This is a genomic window from Exiguobacterium alkaliphilum (genome assembly GCF_018138125.1).
Taxonomy (GTDB): Bacteria; Bacillota; Bacilli; order Exiguobacteriales; family Exiguobacteriaceae; genus Exiguobacterium; species Exiguobacterium alkaliphilum.
Map to the genome: position 1 here is coordinate 2,602,622 of NZ_CP073101.1, position 21,551 is coordinate 2,624,172.

General features: G+C 52.4%; 23 protein-coding genes. 12 read left to right on the forward strand and 11 right to left on the reverse strand.

Annotated elements, in window-relative coordinates:
- Nucleotides 1-18: 18 nt before the first annotated feature.
- The 3 genes from KB235_RS13450 to KB235_RS13460 form a co-directional block, all read right to left on the reverse strand.
- Nucleotides 19-1,743 (reverse strand): ABC transporter ATP-binding protein, encoded by a 1,725-nt coding sequence (locus tag KB235_RS13450; RefSeq protein ID WP_211779891.1) that lies wholly within the window; start codon nt 1,741-1,743, stop codon nt 19-21.
- Between the two features lie 314 nt (nt 1,744-2,057).
- On the reverse strand, nt 2,058-3,695 hold the full coding sequence (locus KB235_RS13455) for an L-lactate permease (RefSeq protein ID WP_211779892.1): 1,638 nt from the start codon (nt 3,693-3,695) through the stop codon (nt 2,058-2,060).
- A 49-nt stretch (nt 3,696-3,744) separates the two neighbouring features.
- Nucleotides 3,745-4,557, reverse strand: a complete 813-nt coding sequence (locus KB235_RS13460; protein ID WP_211779893.1) for a RecX family transcriptional regulator — start codon at nt 4,555-4,557, stop codon at nt 3,745-3,747.
- 158 nt (nt 4,558-4,715) lie between these two features.
- Here KB235_RS13460 and KB235_RS13465 point away from each other — a divergent pair, with 158 nt between their 5' ends.
- The 7 genes from KB235_RS13465 (at nt 4,716) to KB235_RS13495 (ending at nt 11,592) form a co-directional block, all read left to right on the forward strand.
- On the forward strand, nt 4,716-5,624 hold the full coding sequence (locus tag KB235_RS13465) for a TIGR01777 family oxidoreductase (RefSeq protein ID WP_034805353.1): 909 nt from the start codon (nt 4,716-4,718) through the stop codon (nt 5,622-5,624).
- 16 nt (nt 5,625-5,640) lie between these two features.
- Nucleotides 5,641-6,795 carry an amidohydrolase gene (locus KB235_RS13470; RefSeq protein ID WP_211779894.1) on the forward strand — a complete coding sequence of 385 codons (1,155 nt, stop codon included), beginning with the start codon at nt 5,641-5,643 and terminating at the stop codon, nt 6,793-6,795.
- A gap of 234 nt (nt 6,796-7,029) precedes the next feature.
- A complete protein-coding gene (locus tag KB235_RS13475) occupies nt 7,030-7,920 on the forward strand; it encodes an RNA-guided endonuclease TnpB family protein (RefSeq protein WP_211779895.1) in 891 nt (296 codons plus the stop codon).
- A gap of 358 nt (nt 7,921-8,278) precedes the next feature.
- On the forward strand, nt 8,279-8,845 hold the full coding sequence (locus KB235_RS13480; RefSeq protein WP_034815731.1) for a GNAT family N-acetyltransferase: 567 nt from the start codon (nt 8,279-8,281) through the stop codon (nt 8,843-8,845).
- A 168-nt stretch (nt 8,846-9,013) separates the two neighbouring features.
- A complete protein-coding gene (locus KB235_RS13485; protein ID WP_211779896.1) occupies nt 9,014-9,703 on the forward strand; it encodes a response regulator transcription factor in 690 nt (229 codons plus the stop codon).
- Complete coding sequence (locus KB235_RS13490; protein ID WP_211779897.1) at nt 9,700-11,091, forward strand: sensor histidine kinase; 1,392 nt, start codon at nt 9,700-9,702, stop codon at nt 11,089-11,091. Before KB235_RS13485 ends, KB235_RS13490 begins: the two co-directional genes overlap by 4 nt.
- Before the next feature lie 243 nt (nt 11,092-11,334).
- On the forward strand, nt 11,335-11,592 hold the full coding sequence (locus tag KB235_RS13495) for a transposase (RefSeq protein WP_034805347.1): 258 nt from the start codon (nt 11,335-11,337) through the stop codon (nt 11,590-11,592).
- Here the strand turns inward: KB235_RS13495 and KB235_RS13500 are convergent.
- The 3 genes from KB235_RS13500 to KB235_RS13510 all read right to left on the reverse strand — a co-directional run bounded on the left by KB235_RS13500 (nt 11,589) and on the right by KB235_RS13510 (nt 12,867).
- The gene (locus KB235_RS13500; protein ID WP_211779898.1) at nt 11,589-12,161 is read right to left on the reverse strand and encodes a hypothetical protein; all 573 of its coding nucleotides are present in this window, start codon (nt 12,159-12,161) and stop codon (nt 11,589-11,591) included. The genes KB235_RS13495 and KB235_RS13500 overlap by 4 nt on opposite strands.
- Nucleotides 12,162-12,165: 4 nt before the next feature.
- A complete protein-coding gene (locus KB235_RS13505) occupies nt 12,166-12,336 on the reverse strand; it encodes a hypothetical protein (RefSeq protein ID WP_156028785.1) in 171 nt (56 codons plus the stop codon).
- A 243-nt stretch (nt 12,337-12,579) separates the two neighbouring features.
- A complete protein-coding gene (locus KB235_RS13510) occupies nt 12,580-12,867 on the reverse strand; it encodes a hypothetical protein (RefSeq protein WP_034805344.1) in 288 nt (95 codons plus the stop codon).
- A gap of 122 nt (nt 12,868-12,989) precedes the next feature.
- Here KB235_RS13510 and KB235_RS13515 point away from each other — a divergent pair, with 122 nt between their 5' ends.
- Nucleotides 12,990-13,190 (forward strand): hypothetical protein, encoded by a 201-nt coding sequence (locus KB235_RS13515; RefSeq protein ID WP_034815739.1) that lies wholly within the window; start codon nt 12,990-12,992, stop codon nt 13,188-13,190.
- 30 nt (nt 13,191-13,220) lie between these two features.
- Here the strand turns inward: KB235_RS13515 and cdd are convergent, their stop codons facing one another.
- The 3 genes from cdd to KB235_RS13530 are packed head-to-tail and all read right to left on the reverse strand — an operon-like array spanning nt 13,221 to nt 15,300.
- On the reverse strand, nt 13,221-13,712 hold the full coding sequence (gene cdd, locus KB235_RS13520; RefSeq protein WP_338032648.1) for a cytidine deaminase: 492 nt from the start codon (nt 13,710-13,712) through the stop codon (nt 13,221-13,223).
- Nucleotides 13,713-13,719: 7 nt separating this feature from the next.
- Complete coding sequence (gene rlmD / locus KB235_RS13525) at nt 13,720-15,096, reverse strand: 23S rRNA (uracil(1939)-C(5))-methyltransferase RlmD (protein ID WP_211779900.1); 1,377 nt, start codon at nt 15,094-15,096, stop codon at nt 13,720-13,722.
- A gap of 6 nt (nt 15,097-15,102) precedes the next feature.
- Nucleotides 15,103-15,300, reverse strand: coding sequence for a hypothetical protein (locus KB235_RS13530; protein ID WP_024371614.1), 198 nt, complete (start codon nt 15,298-15,300; stop codon nt 15,103-15,105).
- An 85-nt stretch (nt 15,301-15,385) separates the two neighbouring features.
- Here KB235_RS13530 and yfkAB point away from each other — a divergent pair, with 85 nt between their 5' ends.
- From yfkAB to KB235_RS13545, 3 genes are read left to right on the forward strand one after another with little or no spacing between them, the layout of a single operon-like run.
- Nucleotides 15,386-16,492 carry a radical SAM/CxCxxxxC motif protein YfkAB gene (gene yfkAB / locus KB235_RS13535; protein ID WP_034805338.1) on the forward strand — a complete coding sequence of 369 codons (1,107 nt, stop codon included), beginning with the start codon at nt 15,386-15,388 and terminating at the stop codon, nt 16,490-16,492.
- A gap of 52 nt (nt 16,493-16,544) precedes the next feature.
- On the forward strand, nt 16,545-16,739 hold the full coding sequence (locus KB235_RS13540) for a hypothetical protein (protein ID WP_034805335.1): 195 nt from the start codon (nt 16,545-16,547) through the stop codon (nt 16,737-16,739).
- 41 nt (nt 16,740-16,780) lie between these two features.
- The gene (locus tag KB235_RS13545) at nt 16,781-17,923 is read left to right on the forward strand and encodes an MFS transporter (protein ID WP_034815747.1); all 1,143 of its coding nucleotides are present in this window, start codon (nt 16,781-16,783) and stop codon (nt 17,921-17,923) included.
- A gap of 38 nt (nt 17,924-17,961) precedes the next feature.
- On the opposite strand, the gene KB235_RS13550 is transcribed toward KB235_RS13545, so the two are convergent.
- Entirely contained in the window at nt 17,962-18,264 is a 303-nt protein-coding gene (locus KB235_RS13550) for a hypothetical protein (protein WP_034805333.1), read from the reverse strand.
- Nucleotides 18,265-18,396: 132 nt separating this feature from the next.
- Complete coding sequence (locus tag KB235_RS13555) at nt 18,397-19,332, reverse strand: DMT family transporter (protein ID WP_034805332.1); 936 nt, start codon at nt 19,330-19,332, stop codon at nt 18,397-18,399.
- 198 nt (nt 19,333-19,530) lie between these two features.
- On the opposite strand from KB235_RS13555, the gene KB235_RS13560 reads away from it, so the two are divergent.
- Nucleotides 19,531-21,438: a heavy metal translocating P-type ATPase gene (locus KB235_RS13560; RefSeq protein WP_211779901.1), complete on the forward strand. Its 1,908-nt coding sequence runs from the start codon at nt 19,531-19,533 to the stop codon at nt 21,436-21,438.
- Nucleotides 21,439-21,551 lie beyond the last annotated feature (113 nt).

The following is a 21,551-nucleotide window of genomic DNA, read 5'->3' on the forward strand; positions in this document are numbered from 1 at the left end:
GATTCCCCCTTTCCCGGATTACTCCGTCTCCCCTTGTCGAACGTATTGTTCATAATACCAACCGTGTCGTTCCATCAGTTGGTCGTGCGTACCGCGTTCCGTGACGCGGCCGTCTTGTAAGACGAGAATCTGGTCGGCATGGGCCACGGCCGATAGGCGGTGGGCGACGATGAACGTCGTCTGTTCCGACCGGCTCGTCCGGACCGAGTCGATGATTCGTGATTCCGTTTTCGCATCGACTGCAGAGAGCGAGTCGTCGAGTAATAGAATCTCAGGGTCTTTGAGCAAGGCTCGGGCAATCGAGAGACGTTGTTTCTGTCCACCCGACAGCATGACCCCTTGCTCACCGACGACCGTATCGAGTCCGTTCTCTAAATGATTGATATCGGTATCGAACGCCGCAAGGCGAATGGCCGTTTGAAGGTCGTCCTCGGTCGCATCGGCCGCCCCGAACAAGATGTTGTCGCGGACCGTCTTCGAGAACAGCAAGTGTTCTTGCGACACGTAGCCGCTCCAGCCTCGGACTTGTTCGAGCTTGATGTCTGAGATGGGGATGCCGTTGACGAGCAGTGCGTCATCAATCGGGTATTCCCGGAGCAGTTGACGCAAGAGCGTCGTCTTCCCTGCCCCCGTCGGTCCGACAATCCCAATCGTCTCTCCGCGTGACACGTGGAGCACGATGTCTTCAAGCGACGCACGGTTTGACCCCGGGTACGTGAACGTGAGCGATTTGAACGTGATCTTCTCAGGAACGGCGACATCCGTCGTCCCCGTCGACTCGACGTCTGGCCGTTCGTTCATCGTCGCTTCAATCCGCTCTAAGCTCGCCGTTCCGCGTTGAACGACGTTAATCAATTCTCCGAACGCATACATCGGCCAGATGAGCATCCCGAGATAAATGTTGAACGAGACGAGTTGACCGAGCGTGATGTCGTTCGTGAAGACGAGATACGTCCCGAACGACAGGCCAATCAAGTAGCTCAGTCCGACGAGTAGTTTGATGACCGGCTCGAACAAGACGTCGATTTTGGCGACGTGCATATTTTTCGCCATGACGTCGTCGGTGATCGTGTCGAACTTCTTCGTATCCGCCTCTTCTTGGACGAATGAGCGGACGACACGAAGCCCTGAAATCGATTCGACGACTTGGTCGTTCATGACCCCGAACGAATCTTGCGCCGCCGTGAAGCGTGCATGGATTTGGCGCCCGAGCTTGTTCATCGACCAGGCGAGAATCGGCATCGGCAACAGTGCCGCGAGCGTCAGTTTCCAATCGATGAACACGCCCATGATGGTGAGCGCGATGAGCGTCATGTTGAACGAATCGACGAGCGTCATGACGCCGAACCCGGCCGTTCGTTCGACCGCTTTCAAATCGTTCGTCGCGAGCGCCATCAAGTCACCCGTGCGATGCTGCTGATAAAATCGCGGCGTCTGCCGAAGCAAATGCCCGAAGAAGCGGCCCCGCAATTTTTTCTCTAGCAGGAAGGCCGTCCCGAACAAGCGGGCGATCCACAAGTACGACATGACGTACGACAAGACCATGATCCCGAGGAGCGACCCGACGATGAGGATGAGCCGCTCTGTCGTCAAACTCCCTTCCCGAATCGCATCGATCGCCTGACCGATAATCCACGGTGGCAACATGTCGACGACCCCGGTGATAATCAACAAGATAATGGCGAAAATATACGTCCGCTTTTGTCTTTTAATAAACCAATCCAATTGTTTAATCAGTTTCATGACTGATTCCCCCTTTCGTCCTTTCCGCGCACGCAAAAAAGCGCACGTCACCTGATTGTGCAACCAATCGGATGAAGTACGCTTCTGAGTCTTCAGTCTTTTGCATGGTCAGGGAAAGGACACTACCCCTATCCAGCTGCCAAATTATGCAGTCAAATACGAGTAGCCATATGATGTTGTGTGTGTGCGTTGTAGTGTTGGGATGTACTTCATCATGCTGGCTCCTCTCTGTTCCTAGTTTGAAAATCTACTAAAACCTTAGCAGACTGTTCAGAAAATTGTCAATATTATTGCCGTAAATAATTTGTAACTTTTTACAAGAAGAATGCAGCGAGCATCAAACCGACAAGACCGGTCGCTGTCACGTAATAAATCATTGGCATGAGCGTATAGCGGATAATCGTTCCTTCTTTTCCGAGGAGCCCTGCCACCGAGGCGACTGCGACGACGTTCAAGACGCAAATCATGTTACCGGCGTTCGCCCCCGCCATCTGCATCGACAAGGCAAGTGTCTCGTTGACTCCAACCGACTCGGCGACATTCGTCGTTAAACTCGAGAACATCATGTTCGAGAACGTAGCCGACCCGGATACGAACGACCCGAGTGCCCCAATCCACGGCGCGACGAGCGGCCAGACGCCACCGAACGTGTCGGCCGCAGCCGTTGCGAGTTCGACCGGCATTGAAGCGAGACCTGCCCCACCGTTTTCCGAATGAATGAAAATCCGAACCATCGGTACTGAAGCAGCAAGCGTGATCGCCGTCCCGACGACACCGAGCGTCGTCGCTTTAAACACCGAGGTCACTTGCGACCAACTCATGTTATGGAGGAAGAACGTCGCAATCATCGTCAAGATGAACATGAAGCCTGGTGAATAGAACGGTTCCCACGATGTCGAGATGCCTTCGATACTCAAAATGTTCGGCAAATCGATGCGGACGCTACGCGTCAGTTCGTTCAAGAACGGCACGGTCCGCGTCAACACGAGGAAAATCGTTAAAATCAAGTAAGGCGCCCACGCTTTCCATTGCGGAAGCTCGCGTTTGCCTTTGCCGACGGACGGCTTCTCGAGCGGTTGATCGATTTCATCGGCATAACCGTCGAACGTCCATAACCGTTTCGGCATGAGGATGCCTTTGCGTGCCATCGTGACGAGAATGATGAGACCCGTCAGTGCACCAAGCATACCCCCGAACTCGAATCCGAGGATGAGTGTCCAGATGTAGGCCGGGATGCTATAGACGAGCGCCGCGACGATCGCGATCGGGAATACTTCGAGCGCCGGCTTAATCGATTTTTCTTTACTGAAGAATCGCGTCAGCATCAAGATTAAAATGAATGGGATAAAAAGACCAACGAACATATCGATGAGCACCGTCTGCAAGACGACGGTTGTCAAAAACTCAATCGTCTCGGGTTGGTTGACGTCAAGTGACAGCCCGTTCCCAATCCCGATTAAGGCCGGTGTCCCGACCGCACCGAACGTGACGGCCGAAACGTCAGCCGACAAGGCAATGACGACGGCCGCAATCGGCGAAAAACCTAACGCGATCAGAAGCGGAGCCGCAACCGTGGCCGGTGTACCGAAACCAGATGCGCCTTCGATGAATGAGACGAACAACCAACCGACGATGAGCACTTGAATCCGGGGATCGGGCGTAATGTTGATGAAGCCGGAACGGATCGCGTTCATACCGCCGCCCTCTTTCATCGTATTCATCATTCCAATCGCACCGTAGACAATCCAGACTGTCGTAACGGCGATGACAAGTCCTTGTAGCGTCGCCGCCATGATCCGCGTCGCGTCGAGCTGCCAAACGAAGAACGCAAGTCCAGCCGTCAAGACGAGAGATAGTGGCATCGCAACCGACGCCGGTAAACGCATAATGACCAATAAGATGAGCACTGCCACAATCGGCATCAGTGCTGTAATCCATTCAAAAATCGTCAATGTAGACCCACCTTTTCAGATTTTTCCCCTACCGTAAACGCATCTCCCATTATGACTCTTGTTCAGCGAGCCTCTCTAACGCCCTCTCGATCACCTCATACGGAAAACCTTTGCGACGAAGCTGCATCTTCATCCGTTGTTTCCGCTCATATGGGGCGTACCCGCTAAACTTTCGATTCAGTTTCTCAGCCTGTGTCAGACAAGCTGAAAGTTCAACGTCCTCATCCTCGTTCTCCCAAAACGTGAGAATCGCCTCTGAAATGATATCAAACGAAAATCCCCTTTGCATCAGGGTTTGTTGAATTCTTTGTTGCACTTCTGTGGCGGAACGGCGATTTGTTTCCATTTGTTTCCGATTTACGAACTTTCCGGCCTTTTCAAGCTGGTCTTCGTGCGAGATGGCGGCGATGACGTCTTCGATAAGATCCGGAGCGATTTGAAGCTGAGCGAGTTCTCGTTTGATTTTGACGGGTCCGCTCGGGCTCGTATTGAACTTTGTCTGGGTGTAAGCTTTGGCGAACTCGGCATCGTTCAAGTAACGCTGTTCGATCAAACGGTCCGTAACGCGTTTAATGACCGGTTCGCTTACTTCTTTCTTCATCAAATAGTCATGCACCTCTGAAACGGCACGCATTCGGTACGACAAATAGTTGACGGCCGCTTTGTAAGCCTTTTGCTCCTCTTCGGCTTCGAGTACGTCACGGACGAAGTCATCTTCAAGCTCCATCCCTCTCGTCAATCCATATTTAATGAACACATCGACATCGATCGCAAAGGCAAACTCTTCTTTGCCGTCTTTCTCGACGAAGACGTTCAACCGGTCTTTGTTTTTCTGTTGCGTCGTAAACTTGGCGATTTTCACAAAAACCCTCCTTTTCCTAGTTCTAACATATCACGTTCCCCGCTTAAGGAGGATTTTTGATAAGTTAGAAGAAAGGGTATTCACAATACGAACGACCCACTTTCTTTATGGAACTCATACCCGTTTTGAAATCGCTTCAATATACTGGAGGGAGACTCATGAAAATTGCAATTACCGGTGGGACCGGATTGATCGGTCGTCCGCTCGTCCGCGCCCTTGCTGAGGCCGGCCATCAAGTCGTCGTCCTAACACGCAATCCGCGGCCGCGGCAAGGAGGCATCTCCTTCGTGGAATGGATGACACCGGACAGCCAGCCGGAAACAGCGCTCCAAGACGTCGACGCCTTCATCCATTTGGCCGGCGCCTCGATCAACGACGGGCGTTGGACCCATAAACAAAAACAAGCCATCCTACAAAGTCGACTCGACGGAACGAAAGAGCTTGTGCGCATCATTAAAAATATGAAGCAAAAACCGAGTGTCGTCATCAGCGGCTCGGCCATCGGAATATATGGTGAAGACCGCTCGATCACGTACTCCGAGTCCACACCGCTCCCGGAACGGACAAACTTCTTAGGGAACGTATGCGTGCTTTGGGAAAAAGAAGCCGCCCCAATCGAAGAGATGGGAATCCGGCTCGCATTTATGCGGACAGGTGTCGTCCTATCAAATGACGGCGGCGCGTTCCCGCTCATGAAGTTACCGTACACGTTTGGCGTCGGCGGAAAAATCGGTTCCGGAAAACAGTGGGTCCCGTGGGTTCACCTCGACGACCTCGTTCGTCTATTTGTCCATGTCATCGAGACCCCGGCCATCGCCGGTCCCGTCAACGGAACAGCCCCGACGCCAGTCACGATGGATGAGTTCGGACGAACCATCGCCCGCGTCATGCATCGTCCGCACTGGATTCCCGCACCGGCACCGCTCATGAAACTCGCGCTCGGTGAGAAAAGCGTCATCGTCTTAGAAGGCGCGAAAGTCGTCCCGACGAAAGCGCTCAACCATGGGTTCAAGTTCCGTTATGAGACATTGGAGCCCGCACTGAAACAACTGCTACATTTAACTTGAGGAGGATATACAATACGTGAGTAACTTATTGATTCGTAACGCCCATATTTACCCGATCACCGCTCCCCACTTCTACGGGGACTTGCGCGTCAAAGACGGCAAGATTGTCGAAATGGCCGATCTTCTCGACCCGCTCGAAGATGAGACGGTCATCGAGGCCGAGGGAAACTTCTTATTCCCCGGTTTTATCGATGCCCATACGCACCTCGGACTCTATGACGAAGGAACCGGCTCGGTCGGGAACGATGCGAACGAGACGGTCGAAGCGATGACGCCGCATGCCCGGGCCATCGACGGTGTCTATCCGCTCGACGAAGGGTTTGAAGAAGCACTTCGGGCCGGTGTCACGGCCGTCCAAGTCATGCCCGGTAGCATGAACGTCATCGGCGGCGTGACAAGCGTCATCAAAACACACGGTCGCTTCATCGAAGATATGATTCTCAGGCGGTATGCCGGGCTCAAGATGGCGCTCGGCGAAAACCCGAAGCGCATCCACAGCATGGGCAAGACAGGTGATTTGACGAGGATGGGGATTATGGGGCTTCTGCGCGAGGCGTTCCGGACCGTCGACTCGACGAAGACGATTGGCACGTTCGGCAGCCAGATGATCCAGCTCGCCCTTGACCGAAAGATGCCGGTTCGAGTCCACGCCCATCGCGCCGATGATATTTTATCGGTCGTCCGTTTCGCCGAAGAGTTCGACCTCGACTACCGCATCGAACATTGCACGGAAGGTCATCTCGTCGCCGAAAAGTTGCGTGAGCTTGGGGTGAAGCACGTCACCGTGGGGCCGACGTTCACGCGCAAATCAAAAATCGAGCTTCAAAACAAGACGTGGGAGACGTACCGGATCCTACACGAGCACGGCATGGTCGTCTCGATCACGACCGACCACCCGTATACACCGGTCCAATACTTGAACCTTTGTGCCGGACTCGCCGCACGTGAAGGGCTGCCGGTCGATGTCGCGCTACGCGCCATCACGATTCACCCGGCCGAATCGCTCGGTGTCGACGACCGAATCGGCTCGCTCGAAGTCGGGAAAGATGCCGACCTTGTGCTCTGGAGCCACTTCCCGCTCGACTACATGTCGAAGCCGATTATGACGATTGTGAACGGTCAAATTGTGTATGCGACAGAACGCGCGAAAACGCATCATGAGATGGACTAATTTTCATCTTTAAGCAGCAAGGATACCCCTACTTCAATCATGTCCCGGGCACAGCCCGACGATTAGTGGGGGAGGAATTTCCATCATTTTCGGTATGGGACACAATAATGCTAAACATGTGCATGATAACCGCTTATAAACTCCTACCTTGCCTCCTCCCTTCTATTAGTTAAGTCAATTCATTTTCCGCTAAAAAAACGGGTATCGTTTATGTAGCGAAAGGTGGTGAATACCATGTCTACAATCACAGCAAAAATACAAATCTACAGCCCAGCCTCTCAAGCCGCTACTCTGAGGGCGACGATGGACGCGTACCGATCGGCCTGTGACTGGCTGTCGGGACACGTCTTCGAGACGAGGGACCTGAACCCGGTGAGCCTCAACGACTCGCACTATGCCGAGATCAGGAGACGCTTCGGCCTGAAGAGCCAGATGGCCCAGTCGGTCATGAAGACGGTGGTCGCCCGGTACAAGTCGGCGAGGTCGAACGGGCACGCATGGTCCCGTATCGAGTTCAAGCGTCCCGAGTACGACCTCGTCTGGAACCGGGACTACTCGCTCACCCGGGACTGGTTCAGCGTGAACACGCTGGACGGCCGGATCAAGCTGGACTATGCGCGCAAGGGCATGAGGCGGTACTTCAACGGGACGTGGCGGTTCGGCACGGCCAAACTGGTGCACAAACACGAGAAATGGTTCCTGCACATCCCCGTGACGAAGGCGTTCCCTGAACTCGCCGACGCCCGTGTCACCAACGTCGTCGGCGTGGACCTCGGCATCAACTTCCTGGCGGTCACGTACGATAGCCAGGGCGAGACCGCCTTCTACGACGGAAGAACGGTGAAGCACAAGCGAGGCACGTCCAAAGCCACCCGCAAACAGCTGCAACGACGGCAGACCCCATCGGCCCGCAAGCGGCTGAGACAGCTCGGCTCGAGAGAAAACCGTTATGCGACCGATATGAACCATCAAGTCACGAAGGCACTCGTCGACCGGCATCCGAGGGGCACGCTGTTCGTGTTGGAGGACCTGACCGGCATCCGTGCCGCCACAGAGAAGGTACGCGCGAGAAACCTGCATCGGAAAGGCATCGACCACATCGGTGCAGGTGCCACGGGAGCATGACTCCCGTGGCAGGGGCGAGGTCAACCGTCCCGATGTTCCGCCATACGAAGGTAGGAGGCGCACGAGCGCCGTCCGCACTACCGGGCAGGAACGAGCGTAACCGCACCCTACGAGGGTAGGGGCGCCGTCGAGTCCTCGATGGACGCAAGCCCGCACTTCAGACGGACCGTCAGTTCGTTAAGTGGTGGGTTGTTGACAAGCGTTTTTACGCATAATTTACTTGCTTTTTTAAAAAATCTATATAAAATTATCTTGTAACTTCAAAAAAGCAACCAAGGCGGTTCGAACAGCGAAGCCAGAAGTATGCTTTCGTTACGACTATTCTTCAGCGGTCTGAAATAGGAGGAGGAATGTAAAGGTGCTCAAATTTCGTGAGCTCACCGACTGCGCGGAGTTGTTCGAACTGATGCAACACCCAGATGTCTTTCCGTATGTCCGTCAAAAGACGGTCCACTTTGACGAGTTTTTATTTAGCACGAAGCAAGTAATCGAGCTAGAAGAGCAAGGGAACATCATCTCACGCACCATCACGAACGAGTTCGGGACCCCGATTGGGACAATCAGCTTGTTCGATGTGGAATCCGGCTACGGGTTCCTCGGTACGTGGCTTGGCAAACCGTATCACGGGAAAGGTTACAATCAAGTCGCGAAAGAAGCGTTCTTCTCAGAATTGTTCTTCGAGCTTGATATTGAAAGTGTGTTTTTAAAAATCCGAAAATCGAATGAACGCTCGATCGCCGCGGCCGAAAAGTTGCCGTACGCGTTTTGCGCCAATGAGATTCGTTCGGAGCTGCTTGCTGAAATCAATCAAGGGGACGTCGAGTACGTACTATATGAAGTGTCAAAGTCGAGCTTCCAGCTTTACTTGCACTCGCTCCATGCCCCAGAATTCGAGATTGCCTACGAGGCGCAACTCGAAGCTTAAGCCAATTCTGACAAAGAATTGGCTTTTTTGTGGCGTTTTTGTGTGGATTGCATGAGGACAACTTTACGGCGATGAATATTTCTGTTCTAATTCGAAGAGATAGGTATGATAGAAGTATGAGGGATTTCTCACACGCCCCGTTAACTGTTTTGTAAAGGAGAATGGACCATGTCAGAACCAACGTTTCGAATTTTAGTGACTGATGATGAAGAACAAATGCGGGATTTGCTCGTCTCGAACTTAGAGAAGGAAGGATACAAGACCGTCACGGCGACGAACGGGCTCGAAGCGATCGAGCTGTTGAAAGCACAGTCGTTCCACCTCGTCTTACTCGATGTGATGATGCCTGAACTTGACGGGCTAACGGCGTGCATGCGTATCCGTGAGTTCTCGAACGTGCCGATCATCATGCTCACGGCCCGTTCCGAGGAACTCGACCGCATTCACGGATTGAAGATTGGGGCAGACGACTACATCACAAAGCCGTTCAGCCCACGGGAACTGCTCGCCCGGATTGAAGCGACGCTTCGCCGGACACACAACTTCTCAAAAGAACAAGAAGCGACGTTCGATGTCGGCGTGTTATCGATTGATATCGAAGGACGTGCGGTCAGCGTGAAAGGAAAGACCGTCAACTTGACCCGTAAAGAGTTCGACCTCCTCTACTTGTTCATCACGAACGAAGAGAAAGTCTTCTCTCGCGAACAGCTGCTCGACCAAATTTGGGGAACCGAGTATCACGGGAACCTTCGCACGGTCGACACACACATTAAAACGCTCCGCCTGAAGCTCGGCGAAGCCGGCGGCTACATTCAAACGGTCTGGGGGATCGGCTATAAGTTCGAGGCGAACGTATGAAGCAATACACGATCCGGAAGCGGATTTGGATCACCATTTGGACGGCCAGCCTCTTCTCCGCGTTCGTGTTCATCATCATGACGTTTTACTTGTACGACAAGTTCTACATCCAGACGCAAGAAGAACTACTCATCAACCGCGGAGAGAAGCTCGTCACCATCTACAAGGCAGACGGGTTCTCTGACGCGTTCTCTGACAGCATGACCTACACGAACGAATTGACGGAGACGAAAGTGTTCTTATCTTCCGTCAAAGAGGACGGGCTCGGCTCAGGCAAGACGTTTTTGCGCGAACAAGACCTAGCCCGACTCCAGGACGGCTACGCCATCTCGGTCACACGCAAGCATCCGACCGAGGACGTCGATATCCTCATGTCGGCCTTCCCGCTCATTCGTAACGGAGAGCTCGACAACGCGCTCATCCTTTATATGGAGCTGAGTAAAATCAGTGAGCCGTTCCAACCGATTCGGCTCATGATTACGTTTTTACTCCTCCTCATGGTCGTCAATCTGCTCATCTTCGGGACGCAAATCATCGACACCATCATTCAACCACTCATCCAGATGAAACGCGCCTCACAAGTATATGCCAAAGGCGACTTTTCGCACCGCATCCCCATCTACTATGATGACGAGATCGGTGAACTGGCCGAGACGCTCAACCGGATGGCCGAATCGCTCGGGCTCGTCGAAGAGCAGCGAAAAGAGTTTTTGGCGAACGTCAGCCATGAGCTCCGGACCCCGCTGTCTTACATCCGCGGTTACACGGAGATGCTTCAAGACCCATCGCTCGATGAGAAGACGAAAGCACAATATTACGACATCATCGAGAACGAGACGGAACGCTTGCAACGGCTCGTCAACGATTTACTCGACCTCGCCCAACTTGAACGCGACTCGTACCCGATGACGAAAGAGCCGGTCGTCTACTCGCAAGTGCTTGAAGACGTATTGTATCGCTTCGAACCGATTGCACAGGCGAAAGGCGTCGCCATCGAGACGGATCTCGACTTTGACCTCATCATCCTCGGAGACCACGATCGCCTCGAACAAGTCGTCGGGAACTTGCTCGATAATGCGCTACGGTATACGGAGGCCGGCAAAGCCATCCATGTGAAGACGTTTTCTGAGGAAGGATATGCCATCACCGAGATTCGTGATGAAGGCCGCGGCATCCCGCGGGAAGATCTCGACAAGTTGACGGAACGATTCTATCGCGTCAACAAGTCCCGGACCCGCGAAGACGGTGGCACCGGTCTCGGACTCGCCATCGCCAAACACATCATGGAACGTCACGGAGGCTCGATCCATTTCGCTTCCGAAGTCGGTCAAGGCACGACGGTCACACTTGGCCTGCCACTGCTACCGGATGACGAATTCGACATATAAAAAGGCAGCTGCGGCTGACTATCGGACTGTAGACAAAACATTGTCTGCAGTTTTTTTATTTGTCCGACCGGGCACAGCTCGCTTTTCTGGGGGCAAGCAGGGAGCCGCATCGCTTAATGCTGCTGGGTCTCCCTTTGCTTGCTATTCCCCTAGAAGTCTCGCCGTGCCCTTGGTCGGTCCACGCATCCATCCCTCTTTTCGTACCCTCGTCCCTTTTTTATAATGAGAGGTAGAGAACCCGTCATGGGGGCGAATCGGACGATCAGGAAATCAACAGAATCGGAAACCAATCGAACACGATTGGAGATGGTCACGCCAGACGAGCGCGTGTTCGCGGACGCAAAAGAGAAGCATGACATGCGTTGGACCCGTTACCGGGGACTTGAAAAAGTTTCAATGCAGACGATGCTTACCTTTGCTGCCCTCAATCTCAAGAAGATGGCGGGCAGAGCGCCCTCATTTGTGTGGCCGTCAACAGTGGTTGAGGTCTTTTTACTTTAATTACCGAAAGCTGTTGCACATGATCCGACCACTGATGATACCCCGAAAAGGTCTAATAAAGCCTCTCTCGTATCTGGACCAGCATCTTTGGCAGCTAGTCGGACGGCTTGATTGAGTGATGCTGTCTTACTTAGCTTATCCTCTCGCGACATTTGGTAATACGGTTTGACGGCTTTTACGAACTTAGTTGCTCCTCCGACCGATTTAAGTGCAGATTTGATTTTAAGGATTTTAGCGGGTGTGAAGTTAAGCACGAGTGCAGTGCCCACTGCTCCTACACAACCAGCAATCGACGAGACACTTGCTGCCCGGAACACAACTGATTCTCCATTCTCATTTAATTCAAGATGGAAGCTGACTTCGCTCTCGAGATGAGCCTTAATAGCATCTTCACCCTGCAAGATTATCTCATCAGGCATGTTCTCGATTGCAGTCAATAATTCAATTAATTCCAAATCCTCCTCACTTAATTCTTCCTCAGCACTAGCTACACCCATTGGGATGAAAGCTACTGAAAACAGGAGTACTATCGACATTACAAGAGATAAAAGTTTTGACTTTTTGGGCATGATCTCAGTCCTCCTTAGTAGTTTTGACTGCAAACTTAAGTCCAACAACAGCTATAAATACTGCAATGGTGACTATAGTCTTTGTTGTATTGGTCATTCCATCGACAAAGAAATACATAAATGTTACTGCGGCGAGCAACAAAATGTAAATCCACTCTTTAGCTGAATTCTTCATATGTCCAACCTCCTAACAGTTGCCAAATTAACATACTCAATCATGGAACGAAACCCCTGGAAAAATCGTTAAAGGGAAAAGACATGCGTCTTAAATTGGAACTAGGGAAATATATATTTTACGGCGGTTATGAAAAAAGTAGACTTATGAAAGGTAGAGAACCAGTCAACGAAAAAGTCACGTTTCAGTTCGCCTGAAACGTGACTTTGTCTTCAATCTGAAAGGCAGCCGCGGCTGCCTTTTTTATATGTCTTGGCCTTTGAACGTTTCTTCCGATTCGTTCATGAGCCGCTCACGCTCGGCGTGGGTCTGCGGGAAGCCGTTCGCTTGCCATTCGGCCCGGTGGTTCGAGTCGAGCTGGGTGAGTCCCGCCTCGGCCTCGTCCTTATCCGAATCGACACTCTCCATCCGGTCCATCTTGCTCCACGTGTCATCCTCGCGGTCTTGCGTCAGCAGTGCCGCCACTTTCGGCGCCACGAGCGCGGCCCCGGCGACGCCGAGGACGATACCCATTAACACTTTTTTATCCATGCTACCCCTCCTTAGTCACTATGTACGGATAATTCCACCATTGTTTTAAATCGAAACCATTTCGTGAAGCGTTTACACGAAATCGGAAAGTGGAATAACAGAGAGACAAGGAGGCGAAACGAATGAAAAAAGAAAACCAGCCATCTAAGCGTCGCTTCGACAATCCGGACGCCGTCGATACAGACAAGGACAGCATCTTCGACGAGGAAGGGATGGAGACGGTCGACCCGATTCCAGTCGAAGAATTGAATCAAGAAGTGAAAGACGAGAAGCGTAAGCGCCACTCAAAAGACGACTCGGTTAGCGAGAAAAAATATAACTAACGTAAAAGGATGCGGCTCGGCCGCATCCTTTTACGTTAAATCTTTCGGCGAGAAGCCGTATGGAAGCATCTCTTCTTTCGTCATCACTTTCGTGTCTCCCGCCATATTCGCCAAAATCAACGTGAAGTCGTCACTCGCGAACTCGGCGATGACTTGACGGCAAGCACCGCACGGCGAGATCGGCCCGTCTGTGTCACCGACGACGACGACCGTCTCAATCGTCTTGCTGCCTTCTGACACGGCCTTAAAGATGGCCGTCCGTTCAGCACACATCGACAAACCGTATGAGGCGTTCTCGACGTTACAACCGGAAATCTCTTTCCCCGTCTCATCGATGACGACGGCGCCGACATTGAATTTTGAATAAGGCGTATATGCGCGCGTACGGGCCGCGATCGCCTTTTGGACAAGTTCGTTCACTCGGTCTTGTGGAATCATTGGATGTTCCTCCGCTTCGTTTTCTAAAGGAAGTCTGACATCTGAACTATACAATGAAAACGCTTTCTCATCAAGCGTTTTCATCGACTTGTCAATATTTCTTCTTTTTCTTTTTCTCGAAGACGACGACCGACTCGACGTGCGCCGTCTGCGGGAACATATCGTACGGCTGAACGTAATTCACTTTGTATCCGGCTTTCATGAGTTGGTCCGCGTCACGGGCGAGCGTCTGTGGGTTACATGACACATAGACGAGTCGTTGTGCTTTCGAAGAGATGATCGCGTTCAACAATTGATGGTCGACTCCGGTGCGCGGTGGGTCGACGACGATGACGTCAGGGATCCATCCGTCCTTCACCCAACGCGGAATCCAGTGCTCGGCCCGACCTTCGACATACGTCGCATGGTTGAACCCGTTCTCGCGCATATGGGCATTGGCGTCTTCGACGGCCTCCGGTACGACTTCCATCCCGCGAATCTCTTTGGCGTGCGGCGCGAGCCACAGCCCAATCGACCCGACGCCGGCATACGCGTCGATGACACGTTCTTCGCCCGTCAAAGCGGCCGCCTCGACGACTTCACGATACATGACCTCGGTCTGGGCCGGGTTCAGTTGGAAGAACGCGCGTGGCGACAAGTGGTAATGGACGTCGTCGAGCTGTTCGTCCATCTTCTCTTGGCCGGCGATGTGAATCGTACGATAGCCGAAGATGACGCCCGAACGGTTCGAGTTGATGTTCAAATGGAACGAGACGACGTTCGGCAACCCCATGATGCGATCGCTAAGTTCGTCTAGGTCCGGTACATCTTCGTGCCCGACGACGAGGACGACTTGGACGTCGTTCGTCTTATAGCCCGAGCGGACGACGACAGTCCGGGCAAAGCCAGTATCACGACGCGCGTCGTACACCGGGATGTCGAGCTCGTTCAAGATCCGGACGATGGCGTTGTTAATATTCGTCGTGTCGCGCTGTTGAACCATACAATGTTCAATCGGGACGAGCGTATTCGAGTTCGGTTTATACAGCCCCGACACGATTTCACCACGACGGACACTGAGCGGGAACTGAGATTTGTTTCGGTAATACCAAGGATCTTTCATCCCTTTTGTCGGGCGGATGTCCGATTTGTCGACGTTCAGTTTCGTCTTTTGACGGAACGCGTTGCGAACGATTTCTTCCTTATACTCCATTTGAAGGCGTAGGCTCATATGTTGAATCTGACAGCCCCCACACTCGTCATAGATTGGGCACGGCGGTTTGACACGGTCTTTTGACGCATTGTCGCGCTTGACGACACGGGCCTCGGCATAGTTTCGTTCGACGCGTGTAATCTCGACTTTCGCCTCTTCACCCGGCAACAAGTTCGGAATAAAGACGACCATCCGATTGATGGTCGCAATCCCCTCCCCGTTAATTCCGAGACGTTCGGCGGTGACGCTCTTGTAATCTCCTACGATCAGTTTCAATGTGTTTCATCCTTTCGATCCTTGTTCTAAATCTTTGGCGTAACGTACGACTTTCGCACGTAAGGAATCAATGTCAGCTAACAGGCGATGCAAATCCTCTGGCGTCGTGTGCTCGTCCAACGTATTGACTGACAGACAGAGCAATTCCGTTCTCGATTTCAACACATTCATTTTTCCTGCCGTATCGGTTCGTGATTTACCCATCTCATGATCGCTCCTTTGGTTCGTGACAAAGAGTTGTTATTATAGCATACTATTTCGTGTGACTAGATGAAAAGGTGGAATCAACATGCAAAACATCTCGACAACGTTTGATCCGTGGGAAGCGTATCTCGATCAAACCGAGTTCGGTCGTCTCGTCCTTTCGAACGTGGAAGTGACGACGACCAAACTATGCAACATGCGCTGCGAACACTGTGCCGTCGGCTATATGCTCGACCAGACCGAAACTCCTGAAGTGCCCCTCGAACTGCTCATCTCGCGTCTCGACGAGATTGAACATTTGCGTGCGTTCTCGATTACGGGCGGCGAGCCGATGCTATCAATGAAATCGGTCCGCAACTACGTCGTGCCGCTGCTCAAATATGCCAAGGAACGCGGGGCTAGGACGCAAATCAATTCGAACTTGACGTTGCCGTTGTCTCGCTATCATCTTATTACCCCGTACCTCGACGTTTTGCACATTTCGCATAACTGGGGGACGGATGCCGACTTTTTAGAAGGCGGATTCGCGATGATGGATCGGAAGCCGAGCAAGGCCGCGCGGTTGAAGATGCTCCAGACGATGAAAGACAACGCCCGTGCCCTCACATCAGAAGGCATTATCGTATCGGCCGAGACGATGCTCAACAAACGGACGATTCCTCATCTGAAGGCAATCCATGAGGAAATCGTCTCGCTCGGCTGTCAGCGCATGGAGGTACACCCGATGTACCCCGCCGACTTTGCGAGCGCGCTCGAATCGGCCTCACTCCCGGACATTCGCCAAGCCATCCACGACCTGCTCGACGTGCGGGATGAAAACGTTTGGATGCTGTTCGGTACGTTGCCTTTCTATGCGTGTTCCGACTTACCGGAAGACCGCGCCTTGTTGAAGCGGCTGCATGAAGCGAAAAACGTCACAGTCCGAAACGACCCAGACGGCCGTTCTCGTTTGAACACGAACATCTTTGACGGTGAGATTATCGTCACTGATTTCGGCGATGAACTCGGGTCGCTCGGGACGTTGTATGACACATCATTCCAAGAGGCGTATGAGACGTGGACGAACAGTGCCTTGAACGCGACGTTGTCTTGTCATTGTCCGGCCGTGAAATGTCTCGGTCCGAACGCGCTCGTCAAGCAAGCGTACTATCCAGAAATTGACTTCCAAAAACGTGTCGCCGACCCGTTTTAATTCCTTCGCATCGGGAAATATTTAGTATCTAAACTGAATCGAGGTGTATGAGATGACTGCCATCTATGTATTCATGATCACCGTCATGGCCATCATCATTTTCGGTGGTGTGCTTAGCATCTTATTGACAGCCGCATTCGTTTCAGACAAAGTAGACCGTGATGAAGTTTTCAGTCAAGGCAGTTGGGACGATGAGCTCTTACATTTGAACCATCTCACTCAACCGATTGACGAAACAAAAAGCTGAGAACCTTCTCAGCTTTTTACTATGTAATGACGAGGTGAACTATGCAACGGTTTCGTTTTTCGATTTTATTGCTTATCGTATTTATTTCCGGGTTGATTCAAGGGGCGCTCATCCCGCTGTTATCGACGCTCATCGAGCGCGACGGGACCCCTGCATGGTTGAATGGCCTGAACGCCACGATGCTCTATCTCGGTGTCATCGTCTCGGCGCCATTGCTCGAACGGTTCGTCCGCAAGTACGGATTTCGACCGACCATCGTCTTAGGCATCGTCTTGACGGCGCTCGCGACGTTCTTCTTACCACTTTGGCCAACGCTCCTTGCCTGGGCCGTCATGCGTTTCGTCATCGGTTTTGGTGACTCCGCACTCCATTACGGCTCGCAAGTATGGGTAACGTCCGTGAGCGAAAAACGAAGCCTCGGTCGAGCGATGGCGTACTACGGCATGTCGTTCAGTCTCGGCTTTGCCGTCGGTCCACTCATCGCACCGCTCGTCGACCTGCATTTCTGGTTGCCGTTCCTCGTCTTGATTTTCTTCTGTCTCGCCTCACTCGTCCTCATCTTTAAAGTCGAGAACGAATTTCCTGAAGCGGAGAAAGTGAAAACAGACTCGACCGGGCGGATTCGGCTTGTGTTGATTGGTGCCGGCTATACGCTGCTCCCTGCCTTTACATACGGGTTTCTCGAGGCGAGCTTGAATGCGAACTTGCCAATCTTCACGGTCCGAAACGACATCGGGCTCGCTCAGACGAGTACGCTGATCACGACGTTCATCGTCGCTTCCATCCTCGTCCAACTCCCGCTCGGTCGTCTTGCCGATCACTTCGGGAAGAAACGCATCTTACAAATCGTGTTGACGCTCGGTACGGTATTGTTTGCGCTCGCGAACTTAGCCGTCGACCATTATGTGTGGCTACTCGTCTTGTTCGCCTTGGCCGGGGCCGGTCTCGGATCGACTTATTCCCTCGGCCTCGCCCATATGACCGAAGTGTTGCCACGCTCGCTGTTACCGACCGGCAACATGCTCTATAGCATCGCGTTCAGCGTCGGTTCGATTAGTGGTCCGATGATTGGTGCGTTTTGGATCAGTTTGCCAAAAGACGTATATTTTCTCATGTATACACTCATCCTCGGGATTCTCGCCGTCAGCCTGTTCACGGCCAAAGCCAAACCGATTGATATGTAAAAAGGGATGGAGCTCGCCGGAGCCCCATCCCTTTTCGTTTATTCTCTCGCCGGACCGACGCGGACGTCATTTCGCTCGAACGCCTGAATGAACACTTCATCGAGCGCGTACGGTTCTGTCTCAAGTGTGGCCAACACGTCCGACTTGAGCGTCACCTCGATGACCCGGTCGTTAATTTGCCATTTCGTCTGAATGTCGTCGCCTTGTCGCACGGCACGCGCATCCACTTGGTCATGGTGCTCTTTTAACCCCCGACTCACGCACTTCATCACGTACTTGACGTACTCATCACGCGGTTGCCGCGAGACGAGTATATTGCGGACAATCTGGTTTCTCGTCACGTTCTTTCCTCCTTCCTTTATGACACGTTGTACGCAAGTCTTTACGACGAAGACCGACTGTGAACTGAAATAATTCAGAATTTTTAATATATTTTCCCATGAGAACACAATTCCGTCAACCGCGCCTCAATCTCATTTGCGCACAGACTGTTTACGACCTTGGAAGTAAGTCGATAAATAAATCCCCGCGACGACGAACAACAGCCCGACGAGTGCATTCCACGGAATCGTCTCTCCGAGTAAAACACCCGATAAGATGACCCCAAATAAGGGAACAAAGAACATATAGAGTGACACGCGGCTGACCGGATTATATTTCATCAGCGTGTTCCATAAGGTGAACCCGACCGCAGATAACAGTGCCAAGTATAAGAGGAATAACAGCGTTTTCCCGGTGTATGGCAAGAACACACCAACTGGGTCCAGTACCAGGCCAACGGTGAGCAGGCCGAGCGATCCGAACACCATCGCCCAAGCCGTCATCGGCGCGACGTCGTGGCTACGGGAGTAATCTTTTGCGATCAAGTTGCCGAACGCCCCCGAGACCATCGCCAAAATGAGCAACACTTCCCCGACCCCAAACCCGATCTCCGAACTCGCGGACGGCCAGTTGGCGATGACGATGCCGGAAAAGCCGAGTGTGAGGGCGATTCCTTTCAACCGATTCAACCGGTCGTCCTCATACCGAAAATGCGCAAGCGCCATTTGGAAGAAGGACGTCGAACCCGCGATAATCGAACCTTGCACGCCCGTCGACAGCGACAGTCCGACGTAGAAAAATAAATATTGTAAAAATGTCAGAAACGCACCGAGGTGCGCATACGCCTTCACGCGTTCGACCGTCAAATGAATCGGTCGCTTGAAGACGGTACGGCTAATCAATAAAAGTAAGACACCCGCAAGCAAAAACCGTTCTCCAGCAAAAATGAGTTGCTGACCATATTCGTCCGGACTGATTTCAAGCGCTTCATAGCTTAGTTTGATAAACGGGAACGCACTCCCCCATAAGAACGTGTTCAATAAAGCGAACAACGTGACGGTCCAAGGCCGTTGAAACAAGTTGGGCATGTCACCAAATCTCCTTAATCTTTTAGTTTGTGAGTTGTTCTCTTCCATGATAAAATAACCTTACATGATAATCATTATAAATAAGGGTAATCGATTAAAATCAATAAAAACCCTCATTTTAAGGGTTTGGATAATGATAATCATCCTCATTCATTATCATTTAAGTGATATACATTATCAATTAGAAAGAGGTGCTTCATGAACACATCAACCGCTACACACGAAAAAAGCCACGTCTTCAAACGGGCAAGTTGGTTCGAGCATATCGAGCTCATCATGGCGCTCTTCAGCGGTGTATTGATTGTACTCGCTTATCTCGCTGAAAAACAAGTTGGAACGCCGTGGATTTATGTCACTTTGTATTTGTCTGCCTTCTTGATTGGGGGGTACGCCAAGGCGAAAGAAGGATTGACCGACACGTGGGAGACGCGGTCGCTGAACGTCGAGCTGTTGATGATCATCGCGGCGATCGGCGCCGCCTCGATTGGCTATTGGATGGAAGGTGCCATCCTCATTTTCATTTTCGCCTTATCGGGTGCCCTCGAGACGTATACGATGAACAAGAACGAGCGTGCCCTCGAGTCGCTCATGGAACTGCAACCTGAACAAGCGACCCGATTTAACGACGAGGGCGGGTTAGACGTCGTGCATATCGACGAACTGTCGGTCGGGGACCGGATTTACGTCCGCCCTGGGGAACGAATCCCGGTCGACGGACGCATCTTGAGCGGTAGCGCATCGATCGAGGAAGCTGCGATCACAGGTGAATCGATTCCAGTCGAGCGCAACGTCGGTGACGACGTGTTCGGTTCGAGTGTGAACTTGAACGGCGTTTTGACGCTCGAAGTCACAAAACTCGCCACGGAGACGTTGTTCCAAAAGATCATTCAAATGGTCCAACAAGCGCAGGAAGAGAAGTCCCCGTCCGCTCAATTCATCGACCGCTACGAAGGACGTTACGTCCAAGTCGTCTTATTATCGGTTGCGGCCATCATCTTGCTCGGTCCCGTCTTCACGCCTTGGTCGCTCGAGACGAGCATATATCGTGGCATGATTTTGCTCGTCGTCGCCTCCCCTTGTGCGCTCGTCGCAGCGATCACGCCAGCCGCTTTGGCCGCCATCGCCTCGTCCGCCAAACACGGCATCTTGTTTAAAGGCGGCGTCCATATCGAGAACATGGGGCGGCTCAAAGCGATCGCGTTCGACAAAACAGGAACACTTACGATCGGAAAACCCGAAGTCCAGCACGTTCTGCTTCACCCGGACGTCACACAACATGACGTCTTCCGGATCGTCAGTTTGATTGAAGAGCATTCGATGCACCCGCTCGCCGAAGCGCTCGTTGCCTACACGGGAAAACATACCGGCACGATGGAACAGTTCAAAGACGTCACCGGTTCAGGCATCGAGGCGATGATTGACGGCGTCACGTACCGGGTCGGCAAACAAAAATTCGCGGACGCGAGCGGCGACTTTTTCCTTGATCAAGTCGAACGATTGAAAGAAGCCGGCCATACGCTCGTCTTCATCAGTGACGAAACCCGAACCCTCGGGGCTTTCGCCTTGCGTGACACGCTACGTCCAGAAGCGAAGCAAGCGATCGAGCGCTTGAACCGTCTCGGTATCGCCACGATCATGATCACCGGCGACAATGAGGCGACCGGGCGGGCCATCGCGACAGAAGCTGGTTTGACCCGTTATATCGCCGAGTGCCTGCCGGATGAGAAGGTCGAACAAATCAAGTTGTTGAAGGCGGAGTATGGGTCGATCGGCATGATCGGTGACGGCATTAACGACGCCCCCGCTCTCGCCACAGCCGACGTCGGCATCGCGATGGGCGAAGGGACAGACGCCGCTCTTGAGACGGCTGATGTCGTCCTCATGAAAAACGACCTCGTCCGCCTCAGTTCAGCCATCGAGCAGTCGCGCAAACTGAATCGAATCGTCCTTCAAAACGTGATCTTCGCTCTCGGCGTCATCCTCGTCTTGATTGCGACGAACATCTTTGAACTGCTCGTCATGCCGTTCGCCGTCGTCGGACACGAAGGGTCGACCATCCTCGTCATATTGAACGGTCTCCGTCTGCTCAGCTCATCGTGGGACTGACAAATTTCGACACGTCACGAAACCGTCATTGAAAGCAAATGCCGATTTCGCTATAATGGAAACAATGTGTCTAACAGACCGAAACAATAGGTAGATTGACTAAAGGTGGTACA